General features: G+C 67.6%; 22 protein-coding genes. 7 read left to right on the forward strand and 15 right to left on the reverse strand.

All coding sequences use genetic code 11. From position 1 onward, the window contains the following. The first annotated feature begins 28 nt into the window (after window positions 1-28). Window positions 29-1,378: a M20/M25/M40 family metallo-hydrolase gene (locus tag F3087_RS28215; RefSeq protein WP_150405080.1), complete on the forward strand. Its 1,350-nt coding sequence runs from the start codon at window positions 29-31 to the stop codon at window positions 1,376-1,378. After that, window positions 1,375-2,898 (forward strand): YfcC family protein, encoded by a 1,524-nt coding sequence (locus F3087_RS28220; RefSeq protein ID WP_150405081.1) that lies wholly within the window; start codon window positions 1,375-1,377, stop codon window positions 2,896-2,898. Before F3087_RS28215 ends, F3087_RS28220 begins: the two co-directional genes overlap by 4 nt. Window positions 2,899-2,923: 25 nt before the next feature. On the opposite strand, the gene F3087_RS28225 is transcribed toward F3087_RS28220, so the two are convergent. After that, entirely contained in the window at window positions 2,924-3,907 is a 984-nt protein-coding gene (locus tag F3087_RS28225; RefSeq protein WP_191094171.1) for an A4/G1 family peptidase, read from the reverse strand. Between the two features lie 207 nt (window positions 3,908-4,114). Here F3087_RS28225 and F3087_RS28230 point away from each other — a divergent pair, with 207 nt between their 5' ends. After that, entirely contained in the window at window positions 4,115-5,335 is a 1,221-nt protein-coding gene (locus tag F3087_RS28230; RefSeq protein ID WP_223885406.1) for a metallophosphoesterase, read from the forward strand. Window positions 5,336-5,430: 95 nt separating this feature from the next. Continuing rightward, window positions 5,431-6,156, forward strand: coding sequence for a L,D-transpeptidase family protein (locus F3087_RS28235; RefSeq protein ID WP_150405083.1), 726 nt, complete (start codon window positions 5,431-5,433; stop codon window positions 6,154-6,156). Here F3087_RS28235 and F3087_RS28240 read toward each other — a convergent pair. The 3 genes from F3087_RS28240 to F3087_RS28250 form a co-directional block, all read right to left on the reverse strand. Beyond that, window positions 6,136-6,681: an EF-hand domain-containing protein gene (locus tag F3087_RS28240; protein ID WP_150405084.1), complete on the reverse strand. Its 546-nt coding sequence runs from the start codon at window positions 6,679-6,681 to the stop codon at window positions 6,136-6,138. The genes F3087_RS28235 and F3087_RS28240 overlap by 21 nt on opposite strands. 260 nt (window positions 6,682-6,941) lie before the next feature. After that, on the reverse strand, window positions 6,942-7,742 hold the full coding sequence (locus F3087_RS28245; protein WP_150405085.1) for a crotonase/enoyl-CoA hydratase family protein: 801 nt from the start codon (window positions 7,740-7,742) through the stop codon (window positions 6,942-6,944). A gap of 24 nt (window positions 7,743-7,766) precedes the next feature. Continuing rightward, on the reverse strand, window positions 7,767-8,918 hold the full coding sequence (locus F3087_RS28250; protein ID WP_150405086.1) for an acyl-CoA dehydrogenase family protein: 1,152 nt from the start codon (window positions 8,916-8,918) through the stop codon (window positions 7,767-7,769). Between the two features lie 120 nt (window positions 8,919-9,038). Between F3087_RS28250 and F3087_RS28255 the strand changes: the two genes are divergently transcribed. Beyond that, window positions 9,039-9,626 carry a TetR/AcrR family transcriptional regulator gene (locus F3087_RS28255; protein ID WP_150405087.1) on the forward strand — a complete coding sequence of 196 codons (588 nt, stop codon included), beginning with the start codon at window positions 9,039-9,041 and terminating at the stop codon, window positions 9,624-9,626. 6 nt (window positions 9,627-9,632) lie between these two features. Here F3087_RS28255 and F3087_RS28260 read toward each other — a convergent pair whose 3' ends face one another. Next, entirely contained in the window at window positions 9,633-10,259 is a 627-nt protein-coding gene (locus tag F3087_RS28260) for a LysE family translocator (protein ID WP_223885407.1), read from the reverse strand. A gap of 160 nt (window positions 10,260-10,419) precedes the next feature. Here F3087_RS28260 and F3087_RS28265 point away from each other — a divergent pair, with 160 nt between their 5' ends. Together F3087_RS28265 and F3087_RS28270 are read left to right on the forward strand one after the other, a co-directional pair. Further along, window positions 10,420-12,609, forward strand: coding sequence for an aminotransferase class III-fold pyridoxal phosphate-dependent enzyme (locus tag F3087_RS28265; protein ID WP_150405089.1), 2,190 nt, complete (start codon window positions 10,420-10,422; stop codon window positions 12,607-12,609). A gap of 301 nt (window positions 12,610-12,910) precedes the next feature. Further along, window positions 12,911-13,651 (forward strand): response regulator transcription factor, encoded by a 741-nt coding sequence (locus tag F3087_RS28270; protein WP_150405090.1) that lies wholly within the window; start codon window positions 12,911-12,913, stop codon window positions 13,649-13,651. On the opposite strand, the gene fabG is transcribed toward F3087_RS28270, so the two are convergent. The 10 genes from fabG to F3087_RS28320 are packed head-to-tail and all read right to left on the reverse strand — an operon-like array spanning window position 13,597 to window position 23,360. Continuing rightward, window positions 13,597-14,301 carry a 3-oxoacyl-ACP reductase FabG gene (gene fabG, locus F3087_RS28275; RefSeq protein ID WP_150405091.1) on the reverse strand — a complete coding sequence of 235 codons (705 nt, stop codon included), beginning with the start codon at window positions 14,299-14,301 and terminating at the stop codon, window positions 13,597-13,599. The genes F3087_RS28270 and fabG overlap by 55 nt on opposite strands. Window positions 14,302-14,321: 20 nt before the next feature. After that, window positions 14,322-16,673 (reverse strand): ABC transporter permease, encoded by a 2,352-nt coding sequence (locus tag F3087_RS28280; protein WP_150405092.1) that lies wholly within the window; start codon window positions 16,671-16,673, stop codon window positions 14,322-14,324. Then, window positions 16,670-17,437 (reverse strand): ABC transporter ATP-binding protein, encoded by a 768-nt coding sequence (locus tag F3087_RS28285; RefSeq protein ID WP_150405093.1) that lies wholly within the window; start codon window positions 17,435-17,437, stop codon window positions 16,670-16,672. The genes F3087_RS28280 and F3087_RS28285 overlap by 4 nt, the downstream gene beginning before the upstream one ends. A 3-nt stretch (window positions 17,438-17,440) precedes the next feature. Then, complete coding sequence (locus F3087_RS28290) at window positions 17,441-18,268, reverse strand: class I SAM-dependent methyltransferase (RefSeq protein WP_150405094.1); 828 nt, start codon at window positions 18,266-18,268, stop codon at window positions 17,441-17,443. Window positions 18,269-18,288: 20 nt separating this feature from the next. After that, window positions 18,289-19,047 (reverse strand): SDR family oxidoreductase, encoded by a 759-nt coding sequence (locus F3087_RS28295; RefSeq protein WP_150405095.1) that lies wholly within the window; start codon window positions 19,045-19,047, stop codon window positions 18,289-18,291. A gap of 6 nt (window positions 19,048-19,053) precedes the next feature. Beyond that, window positions 19,054-20,346: a beta-ketoacyl-[acyl-carrier-protein] synthase family protein gene (locus tag F3087_RS28300; RefSeq protein ID WP_150405096.1), complete on the reverse strand. Its 1,293-nt coding sequence runs from the start codon at window positions 20,344-20,346 to the stop codon at window positions 19,054-19,056. Next, window positions 20,343-20,816 carry a 3-hydroxyacyl-ACP dehydratase FabZ family protein gene (locus F3087_RS28305; protein WP_150405097.1) on the reverse strand — a complete coding sequence of 158 codons (474 nt, stop codon included), beginning with the start codon at window positions 20,814-20,816 and terminating at the stop codon, window positions 20,343-20,345. Before F3087_RS28305 ends, F3087_RS28300 begins: the two co-directional genes overlap by 4 nt. A gap of 8 nt (window positions 20,817-20,824) precedes the next feature. After that, on the reverse strand, window positions 20,825-21,586 hold the full coding sequence (locus F3087_RS28310; protein ID WP_150405098.1) for an SDR family NAD(P)-dependent oxidoreductase: 762 nt from the start codon (window positions 21,584-21,586) through the stop codon (window positions 20,825-20,827). After that, window positions 21,583-22,029 carry a holo-ACP synthase gene (locus F3087_RS28315; protein WP_150405099.1) on the reverse strand — a complete coding sequence of 149 codons (447 nt, stop codon included), beginning with the start codon at window positions 22,027-22,029 and terminating at the stop codon, window positions 21,583-21,585. The genes F3087_RS28310 and F3087_RS28315 overlap by 4 nt, the downstream gene beginning before the upstream one ends. Next, window positions 22,026-23,360 (reverse strand): B12-binding domain-containing radical SAM protein, encoded by a 1,335-nt coding sequence (locus tag F3087_RS28320; RefSeq protein ID WP_150405100.1) that lies wholly within the window; start codon window positions 23,358-23,360, stop codon window positions 22,026-22,028. Before F3087_RS28320 ends, F3087_RS28315 begins: the two co-directional genes overlap by 4 nt. Between the last annotated feature and the right edge of the window lie 7 nt (window positions 23,361-23,367).

A 23,367-nucleotide genomic window follows, 5' to 3' on the forward strand; every position in this document is an offset into this window, starting at 1 on the left:
GGGCGAATCGGGTGGTTCCATGTGCGACATGGACCAGCGCGGTGACCTGCGGGGGATCGTCAGTGATCTGCTGCCGGAGCTCACAGACCTGCTCGAACAGCTGATATCGATACCGTCGATCGCGTTTCCCGGCTATCCGGTCGAGCATGTGCAGCGTGCGCACGATCGTATTGCCGACGAGTTGCGCAAGTCCGGTATCGAGGACCTGCGGGTGCTGGAACTGCCCGATACCTCGCCGGTCGTGTACGGGCGCATTCCGCCTCCGCCGGGCGCACCGACGGTGTTGTTGTACGGGCACTACGACGTTCAGCCTTCGGGTGACGAAAAGCTCTGGAACACACCACCGTTCACGCCGGTCCAGCGGGACGGCGCGATCTACGGCCGCGGTGCCGCCGATTGCAAAGCCAACGTGGTCGCGCATATCGGTGCGCTGCGGGCGCATGAGGGCAAGCCGCCGGTGGGGATCATCGTCGTCATCGAAGGTCAGGAGGAGTACGGGTCGGCGTTCGACGACTATCCGCCTGAGCAGCCCGACCTGTTTCAGGCCGACGCGCTGTTGATCTGCGATGCGGGCAATATTCGCGCGGGAACGCCGACGCTGACCACCGCGCTGCGCGGAGTCGCCGACGTCTTCGTCGAGGTCCGTACCCTCGCCGCGCCCGTGCATTCCGGCCAATTCGGTGGTGCCGCACCGGATGCGCTGCTCGCGCTGATGGCCGCGCTGACCACCCTGCACGATGCCGACGGCAACGTCGCCGTCGAGGGACTGCGCCGGGACACCTGGACCGGCGCGAACTACACGGACACGGAGTTCGCCGAAATCACCGGCATGGCACCGGGAATGCCGTTGCTCGGCACCGGTCCGATCGGCGAGCGAATCTGGTACGGGCCCGCGATCACGGTCATCGGACTCGACGCGCCGCCGGTGAAAACCGCTGCGTCCGCGGTTGTTCCGCATGCGCGCGCCTATCTGAACGTGCGCGTCCATCCGGAGCAGGATCCGGCCGAAGGGCAGCGGGCGGTCATCGATCACCTGCGCAAGGTCAAGCCCTACGGCATCGAACTCGAGGTCACCGGCGGTGACGTCGGACGTGGATTCGCCGCTGCCACCAGCGGTCCGGCCTATTCGGCCATGCGCGAAGCGATGACGAAGGCGTGGGGTGCCGAGGTGGTCGATTCGGCGATGGGCGGCTCCATTCCGCTCACCAACTCGCTGGCCGCGGTCAATCCCGGCGCCGAGGTGCTGCTGCTCGGCGCCGAGGACGCCAAGTGCAACCTGCACGGCTTCAACGAGCGAGTCCTGCTGAGCGAAGTCGAGAAGGTCGCCCTCGCCGAGGCCGAGTTCTTCGAACTCTTCGCCGCCGGGGTGCGCCGGTGAGCGACGTCGAAACAGTAAAGGTCGCACCGGAATCCGAGCCGCCGGCGCAGAAGACGCGGTACTTTCCCTCCACCTACACGATCCTCGCCGGGGTGGCCGTGCTGGTGTGGCTCGCGGCGTTCGTCATTCCGCCGGGCGCCTACGACGTCGACGACAAGAGCCATCCGATCGCCGGGTCCTACCATCGCATCGAAGATGCCAAGAACTTCGGCGCGCGGCTGCGCGATCTGTTCCTCTCGCCGATCAACGGTCTCTACGGCATTCAGGACGCCAAGTCCGGTCAGGTCGGTCCGGACCTGTCCGGCAATCTTTACGGTGCGGCAGCGGTATTCCTGTTCGTGCTCGCCGTCGGCGCGTTCATCACGGTCGCCTTCGCCACCGGCGCGCTCGACAGTGGCATCGGGCAGTTGGCCTTTCGGCTGCGCCGCCGGTCCTCGCTGCTGATCGTCGGCGTCATGGTGGTGTTCGCGATCGCCGGCACGGTGGAAGGGTTCGCGGAGGAGACGCTCGGGTTCTACGCGCTCCTGGTGCCATTGACCTTGGCGCTCGGCTACGACCGGATGACCGCGGTCGGCGCGATCATCTGCGGGGCCGGTGTCGGCATGCTGTGCTCCACGGTCAATCCGTTCGCCACCGGGACGGCGTCTTCGGCCGCCGGTGTTCCGATCGGTGACGGCATCCTGCTGCGAATCGCCATGCTGGCGGTGCTCACCGCGGCAACCGTCGGATACGTGCTCTGGTACGCGCGCCGGGTCAAACGGGATCCCGGGAAGTCCTGGTCGGGTTGGCAACCCGGCGATCGCGACATCCGAGCGGAAGACCATGCGCCCGCGGCGATGACCCGTCGTCAGGCCGCGGTGCTCTGGCTGGTCGCGCTCACCTTCGCGTTCATGATCTTCGCGATCATCCCGTGGGCGGAGGTGATCAACGGACCCGGGGCGGCGGCGTTCGAGTGGGAATTGGGTTGGTACTTCCCGGAACTCACCGCGCTGTTCCTGGTCGGCGCGGTGCTGATCGGGCTCGTCGGTGGCCTGGGCGAGAACAAGATGTCCGAGGCGGTCGGCAAGGGGTTCGGTGATTTCGTCGGTGCGGGCATGGTGATCGTGCTGGCGCGCGGGGTCACCGTCATCATGAACAACACCGAGATCACCAGCACCGCACTGCATGCGCTGGAAGGCGTGGTGACCGGCACCTCGTCGGCGTTGTTCGCGATCGCGGTGTTCCTGGTGAATGTGCCGCTGGGCTTTCTGATTCCGTCGAGTTCCGGGCATGCCACGCTGGTCATGCCGATCATGGCGCCGCTCGCGGATTTCGCGAATGTGCCACGGTCGCTTGTGGTTACCGCTTGGCAGTCGGCGTCCGGGTGGGCGAACCTGGTCACACCCACGACGGCGGTGGTGACCGGTGGTATCGCCCTGGCGAAGGTGCGCTACGACCGGTATGTGAGATTCGTTGCGCCGCTTATGGGGATCCTGTTCGTACTCATCTGCGTGTTCCTCGCGATCGGCGCCTGGGTCTGAACTATCGGGGCACGGCGCCGGACAGTCAGGCAGGCCAGCCGCTTCCGCGGAACCGTATATCGGTGTTGCTGCGTACTCCGTGTGGACCGACGGCGAAGATCTCGTAGTCGATCGTCGACTGGGTGAGGACAGCGCCGGTGCCGCTACTGATTTCGGTGACGTAGTGCGGGTTGGTGCCCAGATCGATCTCGGTGGATTGGGAACCGCCGACGCATCCGACGAACTTCACGTCGTTGAATCGGGGAACCAGATGCTGTGGTGCCTCGACGATCCACTCGGCGCTCGATCCGGAGGAGACGATTCCCGGTGGCGGATCGAATCCGACACTGGTGTTCTGCGGGTTCGTCTTGTTGGAGATGGCGACGAACCCGCGGCTCGGATTCGGTGTGCAAACGGTCAGGGCGATCTCGTCGAAGTCGGCGACCACGAAGTTGTCGATCCGGACCGGCGGGTTCGGATACCACTCGAAAAACGCGTAGTAGCGGACGAATCCGTCGTAGCCGGGGCCGATCCCGAGCCAGCCGACGATGCCCGCCTGCACGACCTGCTGGTCCACGATGTACCCGTTGAGGCCGATCCACACTCCGATGGAATACCGGCCGTTGGGCAGCCCGCCCGGCGGCACGAAGATCCGGGGCACGTGGAAGCTCGCGCTCACGGTGTTCAAGGCGGGCCCGTCGCCGCGCCCGACGACAGCGCCGGCCCAGCCGTCGGCGGAGAGCAACTTGCCCTGCGCGTCGCGCCGGTCGGGATCGATCAGCGCCAACGAACGCGAGCGTCGCTCGCTCAAGATCGGATCGATGCTGAACTCCGGGGTGATCATGCGATACGAGTCGTCGATCGTGGTGTCCCACAGGGCATGCAGCCGCGGTTCGCGCTCCGGGTCCGGCTGGCGGGGGTACCCGTAGCGATTCAGCTCATCGGGTGCCGCCCGGCGTGGACTGAATCCCGCGGGTGGCTGCTCGTAGCGGCGAAGCCGGCTCAGTAAATCCAGGTCGGACGTGGTCATCGGAGTGTCCTCTCGCCTCGGACGCGAGGTCTTGCGGGGGTGGTTATCGGCGAATACCTCGAGCATGCGACGAACCCGGCGGTCCACGCAGCATCCGCGTGTCACTCAGTGGCACGTATTCGCGGATTGCCGTCGCCACAGCCACACGGCGCGCAGGGCGACAACGCGCTGAAGGCGCAGAAGTGTTGCTCGACCTAGAGTGATGCCGTGGTTGTCGCAGGCGTGGGAATCGTCGTACTCGGGGTGTTCGGCGGGCTGCATTGGTATGTGTGGCGGCGGCTGGTACGGGATACGACGATGCGCGGATCGATCGGGCGGCGGGTGGGTACCGCGGTGATCATCCTGGGGCCGCTCCTGCTGATCGGTGCGTTTGTCGCCGAACGGGCCGGGATTTCGTTTCTGGCCATCCAGATTCTCGCCTGGCCTGGATATATGTGGGGCGTGCTGTTCCTCTACCTCGTGCTGTGGCTGCTGGTCGGCGAGGTGATCCGGCCGTTTTCCCGGCGATGGATCAATCGCGGCTCCGCGGTGGTCGAAGATGCGCTCGTTCCCGCGGGTGCACCCGACCACGTCACGCCGGATCAGCCGGTCGATCCCGCGCCGGTTTCGCGGCGGCTCTTCGTTTCTCGCGCGGTGGGTGGTGCGGCGGCCGTCGCGGCGGTGAGCACCGTCGGTTACGGCACCTATGGCGTGCTGGCCGGTCCGCGAGTGAAACAGTTGACGGTGCCGCTGGCGAATCTGCCGCGCGCCGCGCACGGCATGCGGATCGCCGTGGTCAGCGATATTCATCTCGGCCCGATTCTCGGTCGCGGGTTCGCCGAGCGGGTGGTCGAGACGATCAACGGCACCCAACCGGATCTCATTGCCGTGGTGGGCGATCTGGTCGACGGTAGCGTCGAACACCTGCGGTCTGCGGTCGAACCGCTGTCGCGACTGAAGGCGCGACACGGGGCATATTTCGTCACCGGCAATCACGAGTACTTCTCCGGTGCCGAAGAGTGGATCGAGCACGTGCAGGAACTCGGAATGCACATGCTGGCGAACAGTCGCGTCGAGCTGCCGTATTTCGATCTCGCGGGCGTCAACGATATTCAGGGCAAATCCATCGGTCAGGGACCGGATTTCACCGCCGCCCTCGGTAACCGCGACCTCGCGCGCACCGCGGTGCTCATGGCGCACCAACCCGTGCAGATCCACGACGCGGTCAAGTTCGGCGTCGATCTGCAACTGTCCGGACACACCCACGGCGGCCAGGTATGGCCGGGCAATCTGGTTGCGGGACTGGCCAATCCGACCGTCGCGGGCCTGGAGCGATACGGCGACACCCAGCTCTACGTCACCCGCGGCGCCGGCGCGTGGGGTCCTCCGGTCCGGGTAGGCGCCCCCTCCGACATCACCGTGATCGAGCTCGCGTCGAAACAGGCGTAACCGGAACAGCGCCCTGCCCCGGTAGCGGGTGCAATCCGGTCGTCGCACCGTGTGCCGCCCGCGTGAGCGCGGTGTTCCGCAGTAGCGTCGCTTGCATGGCCGCTACTCAGTGCGTTGCCGGGCTCGTGGTTTCGTTGGTTGCTGCCGTCACGACGAGTTCGACGTACGGCGATCCGAGTGTCGAGCTTGCGGCGGTGTTGCACGCCGTGCCGACTGTCACCACCCAGGTGGTCGTTGTGCACGCGCCTATCGCGGCGACCACGTGGGCGATGTTGGAGACCTTCGAGAAGGTCGACGGGGCGTGGCAGCGTGTGTTTCCGGCGATGGTCGCCAGAATCGGTACCGACGGGTTCAGCGACCATCATCGGGAATCGGTGCCGTCCACGCCGACCGGCGTCTACGGTTTCGGTCCCACCGTCTACGGCGTCCAGCCCGATCCCGGGACGCGTTACCCGTATCACCAACTCGTCGAAGGTGATTGGTGGAACGCGAACCCGACATCGTTCGGCTACAACACCTTTCAGCACGGCACCGATCCCGGTGGCGCTAGCGAAGCCCTCTGGCAGACGACGCCGCAATACGACTACTTCGCCTTCATCACCTACAACGTCCCGCCGGTCCCTGCCGCAGGCAGCGCAATCTTCTTGCACGTCAACGGATCCGGCGACACCTCCGGCTGCGTCACCCTCGCCCGACCCGATCTGCTCCGCGTCCTGCGCTGGCTCGACCCCACCCGGACCCCGCGCATCGTGCTCGGCCCGGACGACGAGTTGGCACAGGTCGCCGAGCGCTGGGGTTCGTCAGCTGAGCGGACCCAGTAGCCAGTTTCCCGGGGCGTTTTCGTCGTCACTGAGGTAGAACTCGGTGATGGCGGTGCGGAATTCCTGGTAGCTGAGCGCACCGTCACCGTCGCGGTCCAAGCGACGGAACGCGTCGCTGGAATGCGTCGAGTCGATGCCGAGGCCGTCATACATTCGGACGTACTCGTCGAAACTGAGCGATCCGTCGCCGTTGGTGTCCACGATCCGCATGAAGGCATCTGCGATGGACAGAACCGCGTCTTCGAAGTTTTCCGGCGCGGTCACGCTCGACCCCATGACCTGCACGAACTCTTGCCGATCGAGCTTCCCGTCGCCGTCGCTGTCACCTCCGGCCAGGAGCAGGCTCCACCATTTGTCGAACGCATCGTGCAAGGCCTTCGCGTTCTCCGGGGCATCCCCGCCCGGCAGCGCCGTGAACAACGCGGCCATCTGATGGAAATCATCCGCGGAGAGATAACCGTCCCGACCCTGATCGAACCAGTCGAAGACAGTGTTGAACTTCCGATTCTTCGCGCTATCTGCCATGAGTCTGTCCTTCTCGCCGGCCGAGCACCTCGGCCGTGGATTACCAGGTTGCGGCTGCGGGGCCGCCCGGAGCGGGCCGGACACCCGTTGCGGGACCGGATTGTCGAAAGATCAGATCCCACCGAAGAACAGCTCAATTGTCTGCCTGAACCATTGCGCGGGTGGCGTTTTCGGCGCATGCACCGGTCCGCAAAAGCCACGTCGGCGTGTCGCCCGTGGTGTCGGGCGTCGGTATCACTCATACCGATGGTTGCTCGGTATCAGGCGTTCGGTCCTTTCGAGGCGTCGAGGTCGGTGAAGTCGCCGTGTCGGCCTGCGCCTGCGGCGAATCGGGCGGCGCCGGCGAGGGTGTCGGCGAGGAAGGAGGTTGTGCCGTGTTCGAATTCGTTGGCCAGGGCGGCGGTTTCGGTGCGGCCGGACTGTTCGAGGGTGGAGAGGCGGTCTTGGCGGAGGCAGGTCTGGGGGAAGCGGGTGAGGTCTTGGGCCAGGTCGCGGGCCGCGGTGAGGGATTGGCCGTGCGGCACGATGCGGTTGGCCAGGCCGATGCGGTGGGCTTCGGCGGCATCGACCGGGCGGCCGGTGAGAATCAGGTCCAGGGCGTGGCTTTCGCCGATGAGGCGGGGGAGCCGGACGGTGCCGCCGTCGATCAGCGGTACGCCCCAGCGGCGGCAGAACACGCCGAACACGGCGTCCTCCTCGACCACGCGCAGGTCTGCCCAGATCGCCAGTTCGAGGCCACCGGCCACCGCGTGCCCGGAGATCGCGGCGATGACCGGCTTGGACAGCCGCATCCGGGTCGGGCCCATCGGGCCGTCGCCGTCGGGCTCGGCGTGGTTTCCGCGATCGGTGCCGAGTGCCTTCAAATCCGCTCCGGCACAGAATGTTCCGCCGACGCCGTGGAGGATCGCGACGGACGCGTCGGGGTCGCGGTCGAAGTCGCGGAAGGCATCGGCGAGCCCGGCGGCGGTCGGGCCGTCGACGGCATTGCGGACCTCGGGCCGGTTGATGCCGATCAGGGTGATCGGCCCGTCCCGCTGGACGAGCACGGTATCTGTGGACATGGAATCTCTTGTCTGCGAAGGGGTCTAGAGCGACCGGGCGATGAGTTCTTTCATGATTTCGTTGGTGCCGCCGTAGATGCGTTGCGCGCGGGAATCGGTGTAGAGCCGGGCGATCGGATACTCCTGCATGTAGCCGTAGCCGCCGAACAGTTGCAGGCAGCGATCGATGACCTGGCCCTGGATGTCGGTCACCCAGTACTTGGCCATCGACGCGCTGGTGGTGTCGCGTGCACCGGCGAGGAACCGCTCGACACAGTCGTCGACGAAGACCCGCGCGACCCGGGCCAGGGTGGCGCACTCGGCCAGCTCGAAGCGGACGTGCTGAAATCCGAACAGCGGCTTGCCGAACGCGTTGCGCTGCTTGGTGTATTCGATCGCCAGCTCGACCGCGAGTTCGGTCGCGACGACACCGGCCACGGCGATCTCGAGTCGTTCCAGGGGCAGCTGCGACATCAGTTGAATGAAACCCTGCCCCTCCTGCCTGCCGAGCAGGTTGGCGGCGGGTACGCGCGCCTCGTCGAAGAACAGTTCCGCGGTGTCGCCGCTGTGCTGGCCGAGCTTGTCGAGCACGCGGCCGCGGCGGAACCCGGCGCACTCGCGGGTGTCGACCAGCAGCAGCGAAACCCCGTGTGCCCCAGCGTCGGGATCGGTTTTCGCCGCGACCAGCACCAGATCCGCGGAGCCGCCGTTGGTGATGAACGTCTTCGCGCCCGAGATGACGTAGTCGTCGCCGTCGCGTCGCGCCCGGGTGGTCATCCCGGCCAGGTCCGAACCGCCGCCCGGTTCGGTCATCGCGATCGCCGCGATCACCTCGCCGGTGGCCATGGCCGGCAGCCAGGACCGTTTCTGGTCCTCGGTGCCGTACTCCACCAGATACGGCGCGACGATCCCGCTGTGCACGATGTTGCCGAAGCCGGGCTCGCCGATGCGTGCCTGCTCCTCCAGCATGATCAGGTCGTGCGCGGCGGTGCCGCCGCCACCGCCGTATTCGGCGGGCACCGCCATGCACAGCAGGCCCAAAGCGCCCGCCGCCTTCCAGAACTCCCGGTCGACGTGGCGCTGCTCGGCCCAGCGGGTCAGGTGCGGGACGGCCTCGCGGGCGAAGAACGAACGTGCGGTGTCGCGCACCGCGATCATCTCTTCGCCGGTCGACCACGTCGGCGTTGTGCTCGGCATATTTCATCCATCCGTGAGGTGGGCGCCCTCGACACGCAGGGCGAAAGGTTCTGGGCGGCAAGCGTGCGCAAAGTGAAACAGTCCGATCGTACTGTTGTCAACGCCTGAGATGATGCACCCATGGGTCGTACGGAAGGTCGTCAACACAGCGATGCGGCGCGCAGTCAGCAAACCCGCGATCGGATCCTCCGTGCGGCGGTCGACTGCCTGATCGAGGACGGCTACGCGGCGACCAGCATCGGTGCCGTACAGGCCCGGGCCGACGTCTCCCGCGGTGCCTTGCTGCACCAATATCCGAGCAAGGCCCAGTTGCTCGTCGACGCCGTGCGCCATCTGTCCGACCAGCAGATGCGCGAGGTCGACGCTAGTGCGAAGACGGCAGCTCCGGACCCGGACTGGACGGCGGTCCTCTGGCGCAGCTTCGCCACCCCGCTGTTCGGCGCGGTCCTGGAGCTATGGGTGGCCGCACGCACGGACGAGGAACTGCGCAGCGCGCTGCTACGGCATCAGCGGGAGCTGCACGGCAACATTCGGGCATCCATCCTCGCGCAGGTGGCCGAACCCGTGCCGTCGAACTTCGACACGATCTTCGAGATGACCCTCACCTATTTCCGCGGCTTGGCGCTGACGACGATTCTGAGCACCAAACACCGCGACAAGCTGCTCGATGATTGGCGTGCAATCATCAGCACCGGATCCGCGGAGTGAATGAGACTAGTTGCTCTGGAAGGCGATTCGGACGCCGAAGGCGACCAGCAGGGTGCCCATGACGGTATCGAGTGTGCGACGGACGCTCGATCTTGCGAGTAGTCCGCGCAGTGCGTCGACCACGTTGGCCAGCACCGAGAACCAGATCAGGGAGACGGCCGCGGCGATCGCGCCGAGGGAAACGGTATCGGTGACCGTCGGTGCGGCGGGGACGAACTGGGGGAGCAGGGCGAGGAAAAATACCGCGACCTTCGGATTGAGCAGGTTGGTCAGCAGGCCCTGACGGAACGCCGCCAACGCGCTCGGTCCGCCGGTCGGCAGGTCCGCGGTCGTCTCGTAGCCGCCGCGGCGCGCGGCCAGGAGCGCGCGGACACCGAGCAGCATCAGGTAGCCCGCGCCGACGAGCTTGACGATCGTGAAGGCCAGCGCCGACGCCGCCAGCAGTCCCGCGACACCGAGCGCGCTCACCACCGACCACAGGAATACCCCGCCGGCAATCCCTGCCGCACAGGCCATTCCGGCGCGGCGGCCGGACAGCGCCGAACTCCGGGTCACGATGAAGAAGTCCGGTCCCGGCGACATGGCGGCCACCAGGATCACGCCGCCGAGGGCGAGCATCTGCGCTGTAGACATCACCTCGCCACCCTAGCGATCTCGATGCCGGCCGGACAGCCGGATTCTGCGGGCAATCGGCTGCCGTCGGTCCAATTCGCGGAGTCGTCGGATAACCGTTGACGTGCACGTCGCCGTTCGGCCGATGTAGGGCCGGGTTTCCCGGCGATACGCTGCTTTGATGTCGACTGGGGTGACTTCGGAAGACGCGCGCTGGGCCCGGCCGGAAATTCGGATCGCATTTCCGGGTAATCACGACCGGGTGCGGGAGATATTGGCCGAACGGGTAGCGGCGAAATCGCCGAACATGGTGCTGGCCAGCACCTATGTTCCGCCGGACGGCGCGGTTTCGGCGTATCTACTGCATCGGCTGCTCAGCCGCGGCGATTCGACCGGAACCGCATGGCATTCGGTGTTCGTGAATTCCGGGGTCGAAGCGCTCGGCACGGTGGTGAAATACCTGCGCAACCGGCACAATCGCGGCGGCGCGGCCGGAGCCTGCCGCATTCTGGTGCTCGACCCGACCGGGACCGCGCCGTACGCATTCGGGCACGCGGTGCCCGGTCTGTCCGCGATCGTCGCGGACGGCATGCTGATTGTCGGCAGGGTCGAAGAGTTTCTGCGCCGGGTCGGCGCGGAGTGGACATCGTATGTCGTGATCGTCGACGGTCTTTCCGCTGATGTGCTGACGCCGGTGCGCGCGGCGCTCGAGGTCGCGCGCGAGCGCGGCGCGGTGGTGGCGTGGGGTCTCCTGGGCGACGAGGCCGCGCTCGCTCCGCTGCGCGATTCGGTCGCCGTCGCCGATCTGGTGCTTCTCGGCGAGGTCAGCGCCGGCAACGAGATGCCCTGTGGCACTGTCTCGTTCACCAGGGAGATGTTCGCGCTGTGGAACAACACGATGGACAGCATCGCGCACGTGTCGACGTTCGGCGGCAACGGGCTGGCCATGCGGATGTTGTCCGAGACCTTGGTTCGCTGGCGGCCGATGGATCGCCACGAGCATGCGGCGGTAATCCGGATGCGGCGCAACAGGTTCACCCGCAGTGCGCGCCTTCGTATGCACAGCAATACCTGGCAGACCAGGGCGATCGACCTCGCCGCCATCAACCTGACCTTCGACGAAGCGGGCGGCGTCCGGTATCGGCACGGCACGCGCGACTATGTCGACCTGGCATCCGGTACCGGGCCGGCGTTCCGCGGGCACAACGTGCAGGCGCCCGGCGTGATCATGACGGCGGGCACGGACGGTGACGAGACATCGAGGCTGGAAGGCACATTGGCGCGGCTGACCGGGCTACCGATCATGCTGCCCGCGGTGAGTGGACAGAGCGCCGTCGACAACGCGCTACTCGCGGCGCTGTGCGCGCGGCCGGGCCGCGCGACGGTACTCACCTGTCGCGGAAACTATTCCGGCAAGGGCCCGATGTCGCTGGCCTTGAGCCGGACCAGTTCGTTCTTCCGCGACCGTGACGAGCATGCCTTCAGCCCGTATCCGATCGAGGTGATCGAGGCCGATATCAACGATCCGGCGGCATTGCGGCGCGCGCTGCGACGCGACGATATCGCGGTGGTATGGCTGGAAATCGTGCAGGGCTACGACTGCGTCGAAATTCCGCAGGCGGTGCTCGACGAGATCGAACGGCGGCGCGCGGCCGCCGGTTTTCTGGTCGGGGTGGACGAGATATTCACCGGTTTCTGGCGCTGCGACACCGATAACTTTCTCGCCTGCACCGGTCGCGGTTTCCGGCCGGACCTGGTCGCGCTGTCCAAGGCGCTCAGCGACGCGCTGGTGCCGATCGGCGCGGTGATGATCTCGGATGCGGTCTTCGAGCAGATGTCGCGCACCGCACCGGATTCGGCGCGGTGGCTGCGCACGCATTACCGAAACGATATGGCAGCCGGGCTCGCCCGTGCGGCAATCGAAGCGGCCGAACACGACCGATCCGGGGCGGCCGATATCGAGATGGCGATGGACTCGATGCTGCGCCGGGCCGTGCGCTCACCATTGTTCTCGGAGTTTCGGCGAGTCGGATTGCTCGGCAGGCTGGTGCTCTCGCCGCGGGCGATCGGCACGCGACCGCGACCGTCGGTGCAGAATTACGCGGAGGCGGTGGTCGCGCGACTTATCGGAAAGCGTTGCGGCGCAATTACTTTGCAAATGCGGATCGCGCCGAGCACGGCAGGCGACGGCGCGGGCGAGTTGATCGCGACGATGGCCGAGGTCGGCGAGTTTCTCGAACGCCTGCCGCGCTGGACAGTGGATCGGACCACGCTCAGCTCATTACTGGGTACAGCCGGTCGGGAAATTGCCACGACGCTGTTGCGGGTACGTGAGAGGTGCGGTGACCGAAAGGATAGAACGCACTATTGAGAATGGTTCCGGCAGGCATATGTAATCGACAGTGTGCACATGAAGAATCGTTGATTTGCACAATGTATTCGGGATGAAACAACGAAGTCATACATCATTTACGTGCTACCCTGGTGAACATTCGCTGGGACCGATAGGAGCGTGAGATGTTTTGTCACGCAATGGAACTGATCATGTGGAGCGGCCCGCCCCGCACCTTCGCGATGCGATTACCGGATCCATTGAGGCACCGACCCCCGAGTCGGTGAGCGAGTGCTGGGGAGTGAGCGTGTCGGCGCACCGGCCAGTCACCATTCGATTGGTGGTCTGTGCGGACAGCGCCTTGATGCGTTCGGGTCTGTGTGTTCAATTCGATCGTGAGCCGGATATCGATGTCGTGGACGATGTCGCCGGTGGACACAGCCTGCTCGGCGCAATCAAAGCACACGCGCCCGACGTGGTTCTGCTCGTCGGCGCCGTCGAAGGAAAGCATCGCCTCGCCGAGATCGTCGCGGCATCGAAGGTGATCATGGTCATGACCGAGGAGGATGTGGCGCGCGCGGTGAAGCTCGTGCGGACCGGCGTGCGTGCGCTGCTCTCGTCGGGTTGCTCGCCGTTCGAATTGCTCTGTGCGATAAGGGTTGTCGCGGTGGGCAATCGACTGGTGGTGCCGCCGCAGATCGTCGGCGGCCTCGATCATGTGGTGGCCTCCAGCGTCACCCGGAAGCTGGATATTCAGGTGGCCGGAAGCCTGACCCGCCGGGAAGCCGAGGTCCTCGGACTGCTCGCGCACGGCCGCTCGAACGCGGAAATCGCACGGCAGCTTTCGGTTTCGGCGACGACCGTGCGCAGTCACGTGCACCATGTATTGCAGAAGCTGGCCGTCGGGACGCGCGGGCAGGCGGTCGCGGTGGCCTACGAGACCGGATTGATCGCGTTACTCGACAACAGCGCGGACCACGGGCAACCGCACCCGGCCGCACCGGGCAACGGGCTGCGCCGCGGCCGTCAGTGGCCCATGCCGAGTCCGCCGTCCACCGGAATCACCGCGCCGGTGATGTAACCCGCGTCGTCGCCGGCCAGGAACGCGACCACCCGGGCGATCTCGGCGGCGTCGGCGATACGGCCGAGCGGAATCTTCCTGGTGACCTCGGTGCGCCACTGCGGAGTCAGCGTGGCGGTCATGTCGGTGTCCACGAATCCCGGTGCGACCACATTGACGGTGATACCGCGGGCGCCGAGTTCGCGCACGAGCGAGCGCGCCAAGCCGATCATGCCCGCCTTGGACGCCGCGTAGTTGGTCTGCCCGGCCGAGCCGAGCAGCGCGGTCACCGAGGACACCAGGATGATCCGGCCGCGCCGCTGGCGAATCATGGTCCGGGCGGCCCGATTGATCACCCGGAACGTGCCGACCAGGTTGGTGTCCACCACGCCCGCGAAGTCGGCCTCGGTCATCGCCGCGAGCAGCACGTCTTTGGTGATGCCCGCGTTCGCGACCAGCACGTCGACCGCGCCGAGCCGCTGTTCGATCATGGTGAACGCGCGATCCACCTGCCGCTGATCGGTGACATCGCACGGCACGGCGAACAATCCGTCGGGCGCCGCACCGGAACGCGTCGACACCGCTACCGGCTTGCCCCGGCGCGCGAGCTCGCGGGCGATAGCCAGGCCGATGCCGCGATTGCCGCCGGTGACGAAGGCGGAATGGTTCATCGGCGCACCTCCGGGCGGGCTCAATCGGACCGTTCGCGCATGATCGCGGCGAGATCGAGACGGCGAACGGCGCGCAGCCCAGGCAACAGCGACCCGGCGGCGACCGCCAGGATCGCGAGCGCCGCGATGCCAAGGGTGCTCGGCCGGACGACCGCGTCGAGCTGGAACTGGTCGTTGGTATAGGTGGACAGGAAAGCGCGGCCGCCGAGCACCCCGAGCGCCAGCCCTGGTGCGAGGCCGAGCAGCGTCATCAGCACGTTCTCGCCGGTGATCAGGCGTGCGATCATGCCGGGCGGCATCCCGCCCGCCCGCAGCACGCCCACCTCGCGGCGGCGCTCGGCGATGTTGATCGACATCGTGGTGAAGATGATGGCGAAGGCCAGCACACTGCCCAGCGCCAGCATCACGCCGACGAACACGAAGAAGAATCCGGCATAGCGGTCGATCAGCCGATTCAACTCGGCCAGATCCTCATACGCCGCGATGCCGGGACGACCGGACAGCTCGCGCCGGAGTTGATCGGGGCCGGCGCCCGGGGCGATGCGCAGCAGGGCCGAGCCGACCGGTATCGGCGTGCCGGCCAGCGCGTCCAGCTGCTCGATCGATACGTAGGCGAAGGTGCCGATCGGTTCGTCGAGCACGCCCGCGATGGGCACCTGAACAGGCTGCACGCCAGGCACTTTCACCTCGACCGTGTCGCCGTTATCGACCTTCAGCAGGCGTCGAATGCCCTTGCCGACCAGCAGGCCGTCGCGGGAAACGGTGGAGCCGGTGACCGGACGGAGGCCGTGCATCGTGGTGTCGCGGGGGAGCGCGATGAGTGCGGTCGAATAAGTTGCGCCGCCCGCGGTCAGGGTGAGCGGTAGTCGCAGCATCGGTTCGGCGGCCACGACCCCGTCGGCGCGGGTCAGCTCGGCCAGGCGGCGCTGATCGACCGGAGCCGTGAAATCGACTCGTGCGTCAGCGGTTTGCACCTGATGGAACGATACGTCCAAGGCCTGGGCCATGGTGTCCAACATGATCCACGACGTGAGAATGACCAGCAGCGCCAGCGCGGTGCCCAGGACGGTGCACCCAGTGCGCCGCGGGTTGCGGGCGATAGTGCGCAGCACGAGCAGCCATCGCGCGGGGAGTCGGCGCAGCGGTGGAATCATGCGCTCGGGCAGGCTGATTCGGCCGGGCCGCGGTGGCATGGGGCCGCGCATCGCGGCCGCGGGCGGGGTACGGCAGGCAAGCAGCGCCGGCGCGAGGGTGCCGAGTGCGCCCGCCGCGACACCGAAGATCAGCCCGCCGAGGACGGTGATCGGCAAGATCTCGACGACCGCCGCCGACTCCGGCAGGCCGATCGCGCGGAGGTAGACCTGGCTCAATGCGCCGGATCCGGCCAGTCCGAGCGGGATTCCGGCGATCGCCCCGGCGAGCCCCGCGACGATCCCGTATTGCAGGTAGTGCCAGAGGATTGCCGCACGGTCCACGCCGCCGGCCAGCAGTACTCCGATTACCGGGCGTTCGGTCCGTACCCGCCGATGTAACAGGATGTAGGCCACCAGTCCGGCGGCGCTCAGGAACAGCGACGGGAACAGATAGGCGAGGCGACCGAAGGCGTCGATGTCCATGCGCAGCAACCAGTTCGACGGCTGATCGGCCCGGTCGAGCACCTCTTGCGCGCCGTGACTGTTCGCCATGCGCCCAAGCTGTTCGAGCGCAGGGGGATTCGGTGAGCCGGCGAATCTGACCAGGGTCTGGTCGGTCGCGCCCGGGGTGAGCGCGCCGGCCAGCGGCTCGGCCGCGAAGATCACGCCGAAGTTGTCCGGCAGCGCGAACATGTCGAGGCGGCTGCGCGCGGGCCAGAGGTACTCGGCCGAGGACACGACGCCCGCGATCGGGACGTCACGCCAGCCGTCTGGGCCCAGCACCGAAAGCGTTGCACCGGTAGTCAAACCGAAGTGCTCGGCCATGTGGTGTTCGACCAGGATCTCGTTCGCGGCCGGATAACGACCGGACAGGATGACCGGGGAGTTGATCTCGGGTGTGCGGTCCGGGGGAATGCCGATGATCCGGCCGCGCAGCTTGTTCGCGCCGACGCGCAGCGGCACGTCGGCCTGCCGGCGCACGAGGACGTCGGCGACGCCGGGCACGGTGCGCGCCGCGGCGGCGATGGCGGCCGAATCGCCGCCGGTCACCCAGACATCGGCGAACCGTTGCGTCGCGAAGGTTCCGGCATAGGAGGCGGTCAGGTTCCGGTACGCCCCGTAGGACGCGGTGAACAGCGCGACCCCCAGCACGACGATCATCGTCTGCGCGGCGAACTGCGGCCATTGAATGCGGATGTCGCGCAGCAGTTTCCGGCGCAGCGACGGATGCCCGGTCACCAGCAGACCTCGATTGCCGTCAATGGTGCGTCCTGGCGTACGTCTTCGACGACGCGGCCGGAGCGCATACGCAGCACCCGGTCGGCGATGGCGGCGATCGCCTGATTGTGGGTGACCAGCACGACGGCGCGACCATCGCGATGGCACAGATCCTGCAGCAGGGTGAGTACGCCGCGCCCGGTATCCAGATCCAGTGCGCCCGTTGGTTCGTCGCACAGCAGCAGGCGTGGCCGGTTCACCAGTGCGCGCGCGATCGCGACCCGCTGCTGCTGCCCGCCGGACAGCTGGGCCGGGAAGCGGTGCGCCTGCTCGGTCAGTCCGACCTCGGCGAGTACCTCGCGGACTCGGGACCGGACCGCTCGGCCGGTCGATTCGGCCAGTACCGCGATGTTTTCGGCCGCGGTCAGGGTCGGGACGAGATTGAAGAACTGGTAGACGAAACTCAGCGACTCCCGGCGCAGCGTGGACATCGCCTTCGCGTCGAGGCCGGTCAGCGCCCGGCCGTCGACGCTGATATCGCCGGTGGTCGGCGCTTCGAGGCCGCCGAGCACGTTCAGCAGCGTGGTCTTGCCCGACCCCGAGGGACCGAGCACCACGAGCAGTTCGCCGGACGTGATGGTCAGATCCAGCTCCGCCAGCGCGTGCACGGCCGTGTCTGCGCGACCGAACGTCTTCGAAACACCGTGCAGCACAGCGAGCGTCGACTCGGCAGGAACGGTGGTCGTGCGCTGATCGTGCCCGGCGCGGCTCGCGGAGTACGCCATCGGCTACGCGGGTCCGCGGGTGGCGCGCACCCGGACCTGACCGAGGCGCCGGGCCGCGCCCTGTTCGGCGAGCGTCTCGAAGAATGCCAGGCCGTCGTCGAAGAGCTTGTCGCCGAGCACTTCCCGGCCCTGCTTCGCGAAGCGGCGATACGACTCGGCCCAGCGCCGGTTGATCGCGACGAACATCGCTGTGGTGTCCCGAATGCCGATGTCGACGAATCCGGCGTGGGCCAGTAGCCGCCGATAGCCCGACGGCGTCTGCGGGAACAGACGGCCATAGACGGACAGGGCGCGCAACGTGTCCGGGTCACGCGGGTACGGACCGGTGAGCACCTCGTCGGTGAAGACCAGGCGGCCACCGGGTTTCAGCACCCTGGCGCACTCGGCCACCACCCGATGACGGTCGGGCACGATGACGAGGCTGTCCACGCTCACCACCGCGTCGAATGTCGCTGCGGGGTAAGGCAGTGCGCGGGCGTCGCCGTGATCGAAGCGGATCGGCGGGCGCACGGCGGTCCCGGCGCGCCGGGCGATCTCGATCGCGGGTGCGGAGTAGTCGAGGCCGGTCATCGCGCAGCCGGTGGCCTCGGCCAGGTAGCGGGCGATTCCGCCGGTGCCGCAACACAGATCGAGGCCGGTCGTTCGCGGCGCCAACCCGGTGGCCCGGGTCAGCTCGCGCAGCTGATCCCTGGTGGTCCAGCTCAGTTGGCCGAGATAGCCGCCCCAGTCTTGCCACAGGTAGGCCATCATGGCCTGCCCGGAGGGGGTCAGCGTGATCTGACGGTGGGTCAGGTCGTAGATTCCCCGGGTTTCCTCGATCACGGTGCGCACGAATGCCTCCTAGTCGGTCGTTATCCGGACGTCAGCGAGGCGCCGCCGTCGACGACGATGGTCTGGCCCCGGATCCAGCTCGCGTCGTCGGTGCACAGGAAGGCGACGACCTTGGCGAGATCCGCTGGCCGCCCGGCCCGCCGCATCGGGCCGACCTCCGCGACCTGCCGCATCCATTCCTGCGCGCCGGCCAGCGCGCGCACCGAATCGGTCTCGATGAGCCCGCCGCAGACGGTGTTGACGTTGACCCCCGGCGCGAGCTCGACGGCCAGGTAGCGGCCCATCGATTCGATCGCCGCTTTGCAGATGCCGAGTCCGCCGTAGCTGGGCAGATAACGCCGCCCGCCCATGCTCGACAGCAGGACGATGGCGCCGCGCCCGTCGGGCATCAGCTCGTAGGCCGCGCGGCAACCGAACAAGGCTGCGGTGACGTTCGTGTCGAGGGTGTAGCGCCAGTGCGGGGTCTCGAGCGCGAACAACGGTTTCATGATGGCCGACGCGGCATTGTTGACGTAGAAGTCCAGCCCGCCCCACTGTTCGCCGATCTCCGCGAAGAGGCGTTTCAGCTGGTCTCTTTCACCGACATCGACGCGCAGCGCGAGCGCCCGCCTGCCCTTGCGTTCGATCTCGGTGACCACCTCGCGGGCGGCGGATCGTTTGCGCCAGTAGGTCAGGATCACGTCCGAGCCGCGGTCGGCGAACTCGAGCGCGATCGCCCGGCCGATGCCCCGGGAGCCGCCGGTGACCAGGACGGAGCGTCCAGCCAGATCCGCTGACACGGCACCTCACCTCGCTTCTTGCCATGCGCCGAGCACCAACGCGGCGACTTCGGGACCATCCACGTTCCGGCTGAGCGTGACCGCGTAGCGTGCGTCGAGCGCACGCGGCCGACCCACGACGCTGACCGCACCGGCGGCCGTATCGAGCCGCTCGAGGTTGAGCGTCGGCGCGATAATGCCGTCGCGCACGCTCAGACAGGCGAACGCCGCCTCGGCGACGTCGGTGGCCGGGCCCATGTGGCCCGTCGCGGCCTTGGTGCCGGTGAGCCGGATGGGCCGTTCGCGCGCCAGGGTTTTCGCGATGCCACGCAGTTCGGCACGATCGCCGTCCACCGTGGCGTCACCGTGCCCGTACACGTAGCCGATCTGCCCGGGATCGATGTCGGCATCGGCGATGGCCCGCGTGATCGCGTCGCGGACGCCGCTGCCGTCTGGATCGGGGGCGACCGGCCGGCCCCGATCGGTGGCGGCCCCGAAACCGGCGATCTCGGCCAGGAGGTCCGCGCCGTATGCGCGGGCCAACTCGACCTCGGCGAGGACGAGCGCGGCCGCCCCTTCGGCGCAGATGTATCCGTCGCGATCCCGGTCGTACGGCCGCACCGAGCGCGCACCGCGCGCACAGCCGGAGGTCAACCCGAACTCGCGCAATGCGAGACGGGCGAATTCGTCTGCGCCCGAATCGGTTCCGCCGCAGACGGCCACGTCGACCCGTCCGTCGCGGACGGCGCGGAAGGCACGCCCGATCGCGCACAGGCCCATTGCCGAGCCGTCGACCAGAGTGCTGTTCGCGCCGCAGATCTCGTGCCGGATGGTGATCTGGCACAGCGCCGCGTTGGGCAACCCGGACAGCAGGAAGTCCGGCTTGGCCCGGTGCAGTGCCGCGTGGCCGAGCCGTCGGTAGTCGAGGGTGCCGTCCGGCTCGCGCGCGGTGGCCAGCACCGGTGCGAACCGGTCGAGGTAGTTGTGTTCGTCCTCGTTCTCGTTGGAGCCGATATAGATTCCGCGCCGCGCGGTCGCCGCGGCCCGGAAGACCGGTCCCGCGTCGGCCACCGCTAGATCGGCCGCGAACACGCCGAGCCGGGAGGCCCTGGTCAGCCGTTTGAGCTGCTTACGGTCGGCCGCGGCGACGGGATGTTCGGTATCGTCGACCGCCCCGAAATAGCCCAGCTCGGAGGGACTTTCGCTGTCCTGTCGCCGTAGCCCGGTCTCGGCCGCCAGAATTCGCTGCCATTGCGCGCGATAGTCGGTGCCCATGCAGGACAGGACGCCCGCACCGACGACGGCGACGCGGCGCCTCATCGCCCGGTCACCTTTGTGCCGTTGAGCCGCAGCACCTGATAGTGCCGCCGGGTGCTGTCCGGATCCTCGAATTCGGCTAATGGGTAACTGCGACAACGGAAGGTCGCGACGGCGATCTTGCGCCCGTGCGCCTGCGCGGTGCCGCGGAAATCGATCTCGGCCGAGTGCTCCGGTGTGCCGCCGTCGAGTCGGTCCACCTCGACGGTCAGCCGATCACCCGGCACCGCGAAGTCGATGAACTTGCTGTGCTGCACCGCGCTCAGCACGACCGTCGTCTGGAAGTCGCTGCCGGTGATCACCAACCAGCGAGCCAGCTGGGTCATCGCCTCCAGCACCAGCACGCCGGGCAGGATCGGCTGCTGGGGAAAGTGATCGGCGAAGTAGTCCTCGCTCATCGCGGCGTTCTTCACGCCGGCCGCCCGGCGTCCGCCGTCCAGTTCGGTGATCGCGTCAACCATGAGAAACCGCACGGGAACTCCTATCCCACTCCGCCGACCAGGATGGCCTGCCCATTGAGGTACGTACTCTCGCGTGCGCCGAGAAAAACCGCGATATCGGCGACGTCGTCCGCCTCGATCGGCCGCGGCATCGCCGCGCGCCGGGCGAGATAGCCGGCGACCGCGCGGATGTCGACGTCGAAACCCCCGAAGTACGCTCGGCTGACGCCGCTGTCGGCCAGCGTCGGGCAGATGGCGTTGACGCAGATGCCGCGCCGCCCGACCTCCTGGGCGACGCTGCGGGTGAAGCCGAGCACCGCCGCCTTCGCGGTCGCGTACGCGACTTCGTCGGCGCCGCCGGTCATTCCGAGCGCCGAGGCGACATTGACGATCCGGCCGCTGCGCCGCGGCAGCATCCGGCGCACCGCCTGCCTGCTGCAATAGAAGACGGTGTCGAGGTTGATCCGGAGCATGCGGTGCCAGTCGGCGTCGGTGTGGAAGACCAGCGGTGAGCGCAGCGCTGCGCCGGCGTTGTTGATCAGGACGTCGATCCGGCCGTAGGTTTCGTCGGCGTGCGCGAACAGCCGCGTCACGTCGGCGGGCTGGGTCAGGTCGGCGGTGAACTCGGTAATCGGCACGGCGGCAACGGCTTCGATCGCCTTCGTCGTGTCCCGCAGACGGGTCTCGTCGATGTCGGTGAGTACCAGCGACGCGCCCTCCTCGGCGTACCGGGTGGCGATGGCCGTCCCGAATACACCGGCGGCGCCGGTGACGATGGCGACGGAGTCGGCCAGGCGGTTCATGCGCTCACCGCCCCCTGCGCGGTGAGCAACACGTAGGCGACGGCGTAGTCGCCGTCGTGACTTAATGACACTGCGGCACCGGTGATTCCGAGTCGCTGTGCGATGGCGAGCAGACGGTCGTGCAGGAGCAACCGTGGTGCTCCGGCAGACCGGAAGACCTCGATGTCGCGCAGTCGCCGGGTTGCCGGTGGCAGCCCTAGGCCGACTTGCAGCGCCTTCAGCGTGGCCTCCTTGGCGCTGAACCGGGCGGCGAAATGCGGTGCGGGATCGCGGAAGCCGGTGCAGTATTCGATCTCTGCCGGTCGGAACACCTTGCCGGTGAACCCGTTTCCTGCGGCGAGCAGCCCGCGCACCCGGCCGACGGCGGCGATATCGACACCGACCGCCATCGGCGTCGTGCCCGAGATGGCCGGCAGCAGAAGCGAGGTCGCGGTGGCGGTCATGGCAGTCGCTCCGCGCCGACCGAGCCATAGTGCCGTTCCACGGCTCGCCGGTAGGCCAGGTTCAGGCCGATGATGGCCCGCTTCTTCGCCGCGGACTGCGGGCCGGGCAGCGGGCGGTCAGCGGTGTGGCGACGCAGCCGCTGCCGGGTCACCGCGCGGGAATAGGCACTGGTGTAGAGGAATTCGAGGCCGTCTTCGAGCTGTCCGGCGGTCATCGACACCGGGGCTACCGAGGCGCGCAGGTGCGACGGCCCGCCCGGGCCGGGATCGATCATCCGGCCCGCGCGCCGATGTTGTTCGTAAAGTGGCACGCCCGGGCCGCTGCCGAGCGGGTTGAAGTGGCAGATCTCGATCTCGTTGTCCACGACGAACTCCAGGGTCCGCTCGAACACGTCCGGGGTATCGCCGGCGAAACCGAAGACGAACGAGCCGATCACCCCGATGCCCGCGTCGTGCAGCCGGGCGATGTGGCCGCGGTAGTCGGTCGGGCGGCTCCATGCCTTGTCCGAGGCGACCAGGTTCTGCGGATGCACCGATTCCAGGCCGATGAACACGAGCATGCACCCGGCCCGCCCGGCGGCCTGCGCCAGCGACTCACGCTGGGCGATGGTGATCGTGGCCTGACTGCCCCACAGCACCCGCAGCGGTTCCAGTTCGGCGAACAGGGTGCGCGCGTAGCGTGGGTTGCCGACGATGTTGATATCCGAGAACTGGACGAAATCGCCGGTGCGGGAATCGATCTGGGCGAGCACCTGATCGATCGGCCGGGTGCGGAACGACTCGTGGTGGTAGCGGGTCTCGATGCAGAAGTTGCACGAGAACGGGCAACCCCTGGTGGCCTCCACCGGAAAGACATAGTCGTGCGGCGGCAGGTGTTCGGGACCGTACTGCGGCAGCGTCGCCAGATCGACGGGGCCGCCGAGGTAGCGCGGGCGCAGGCGGCCGGCCGCCGCGTGGTCGAGCACCTGCGGCCACACCTGCTCGACCTCGCCGCGGATGACGGCGGCGGCGCCGATCCGCTCGGCCTCGGGGTCGTAGCTGGGGAAGTATCCGTCGATGATGACCGGCGTGCCCAGTTCGCCGAAACCGCGGACCAGTTCACCGGTGCGGCGTTCGCCGAAGAACTTCGAGGTGACGGCGACCAGGTCGACGTCGGCGAAGCGGCCGAAATCGGTGATGGGCGTGGCGTTCTCGTCGATCACCGTGACCCGGTGCGCGACCGAGGTCATGGCCGCGCGGTAGGCGAGGTTGACCGGAACCGGGTTGAGCATGCGATTGCCGTAGATCACGCTCTTGTCCCGAACATCGGGGTTCACCAGTAACACGTGCATGTGCGCC

Source organism: Nocardia colli, from assembly GCF_008704205.1.
In the GTDB taxonomy this organism is placed as follows: domain Bacteria; phylum Actinomycetota; class Actinomycetes; order Mycobacteriales; family Mycobacteriaceae; genus Nocardia; species Nocardia colli.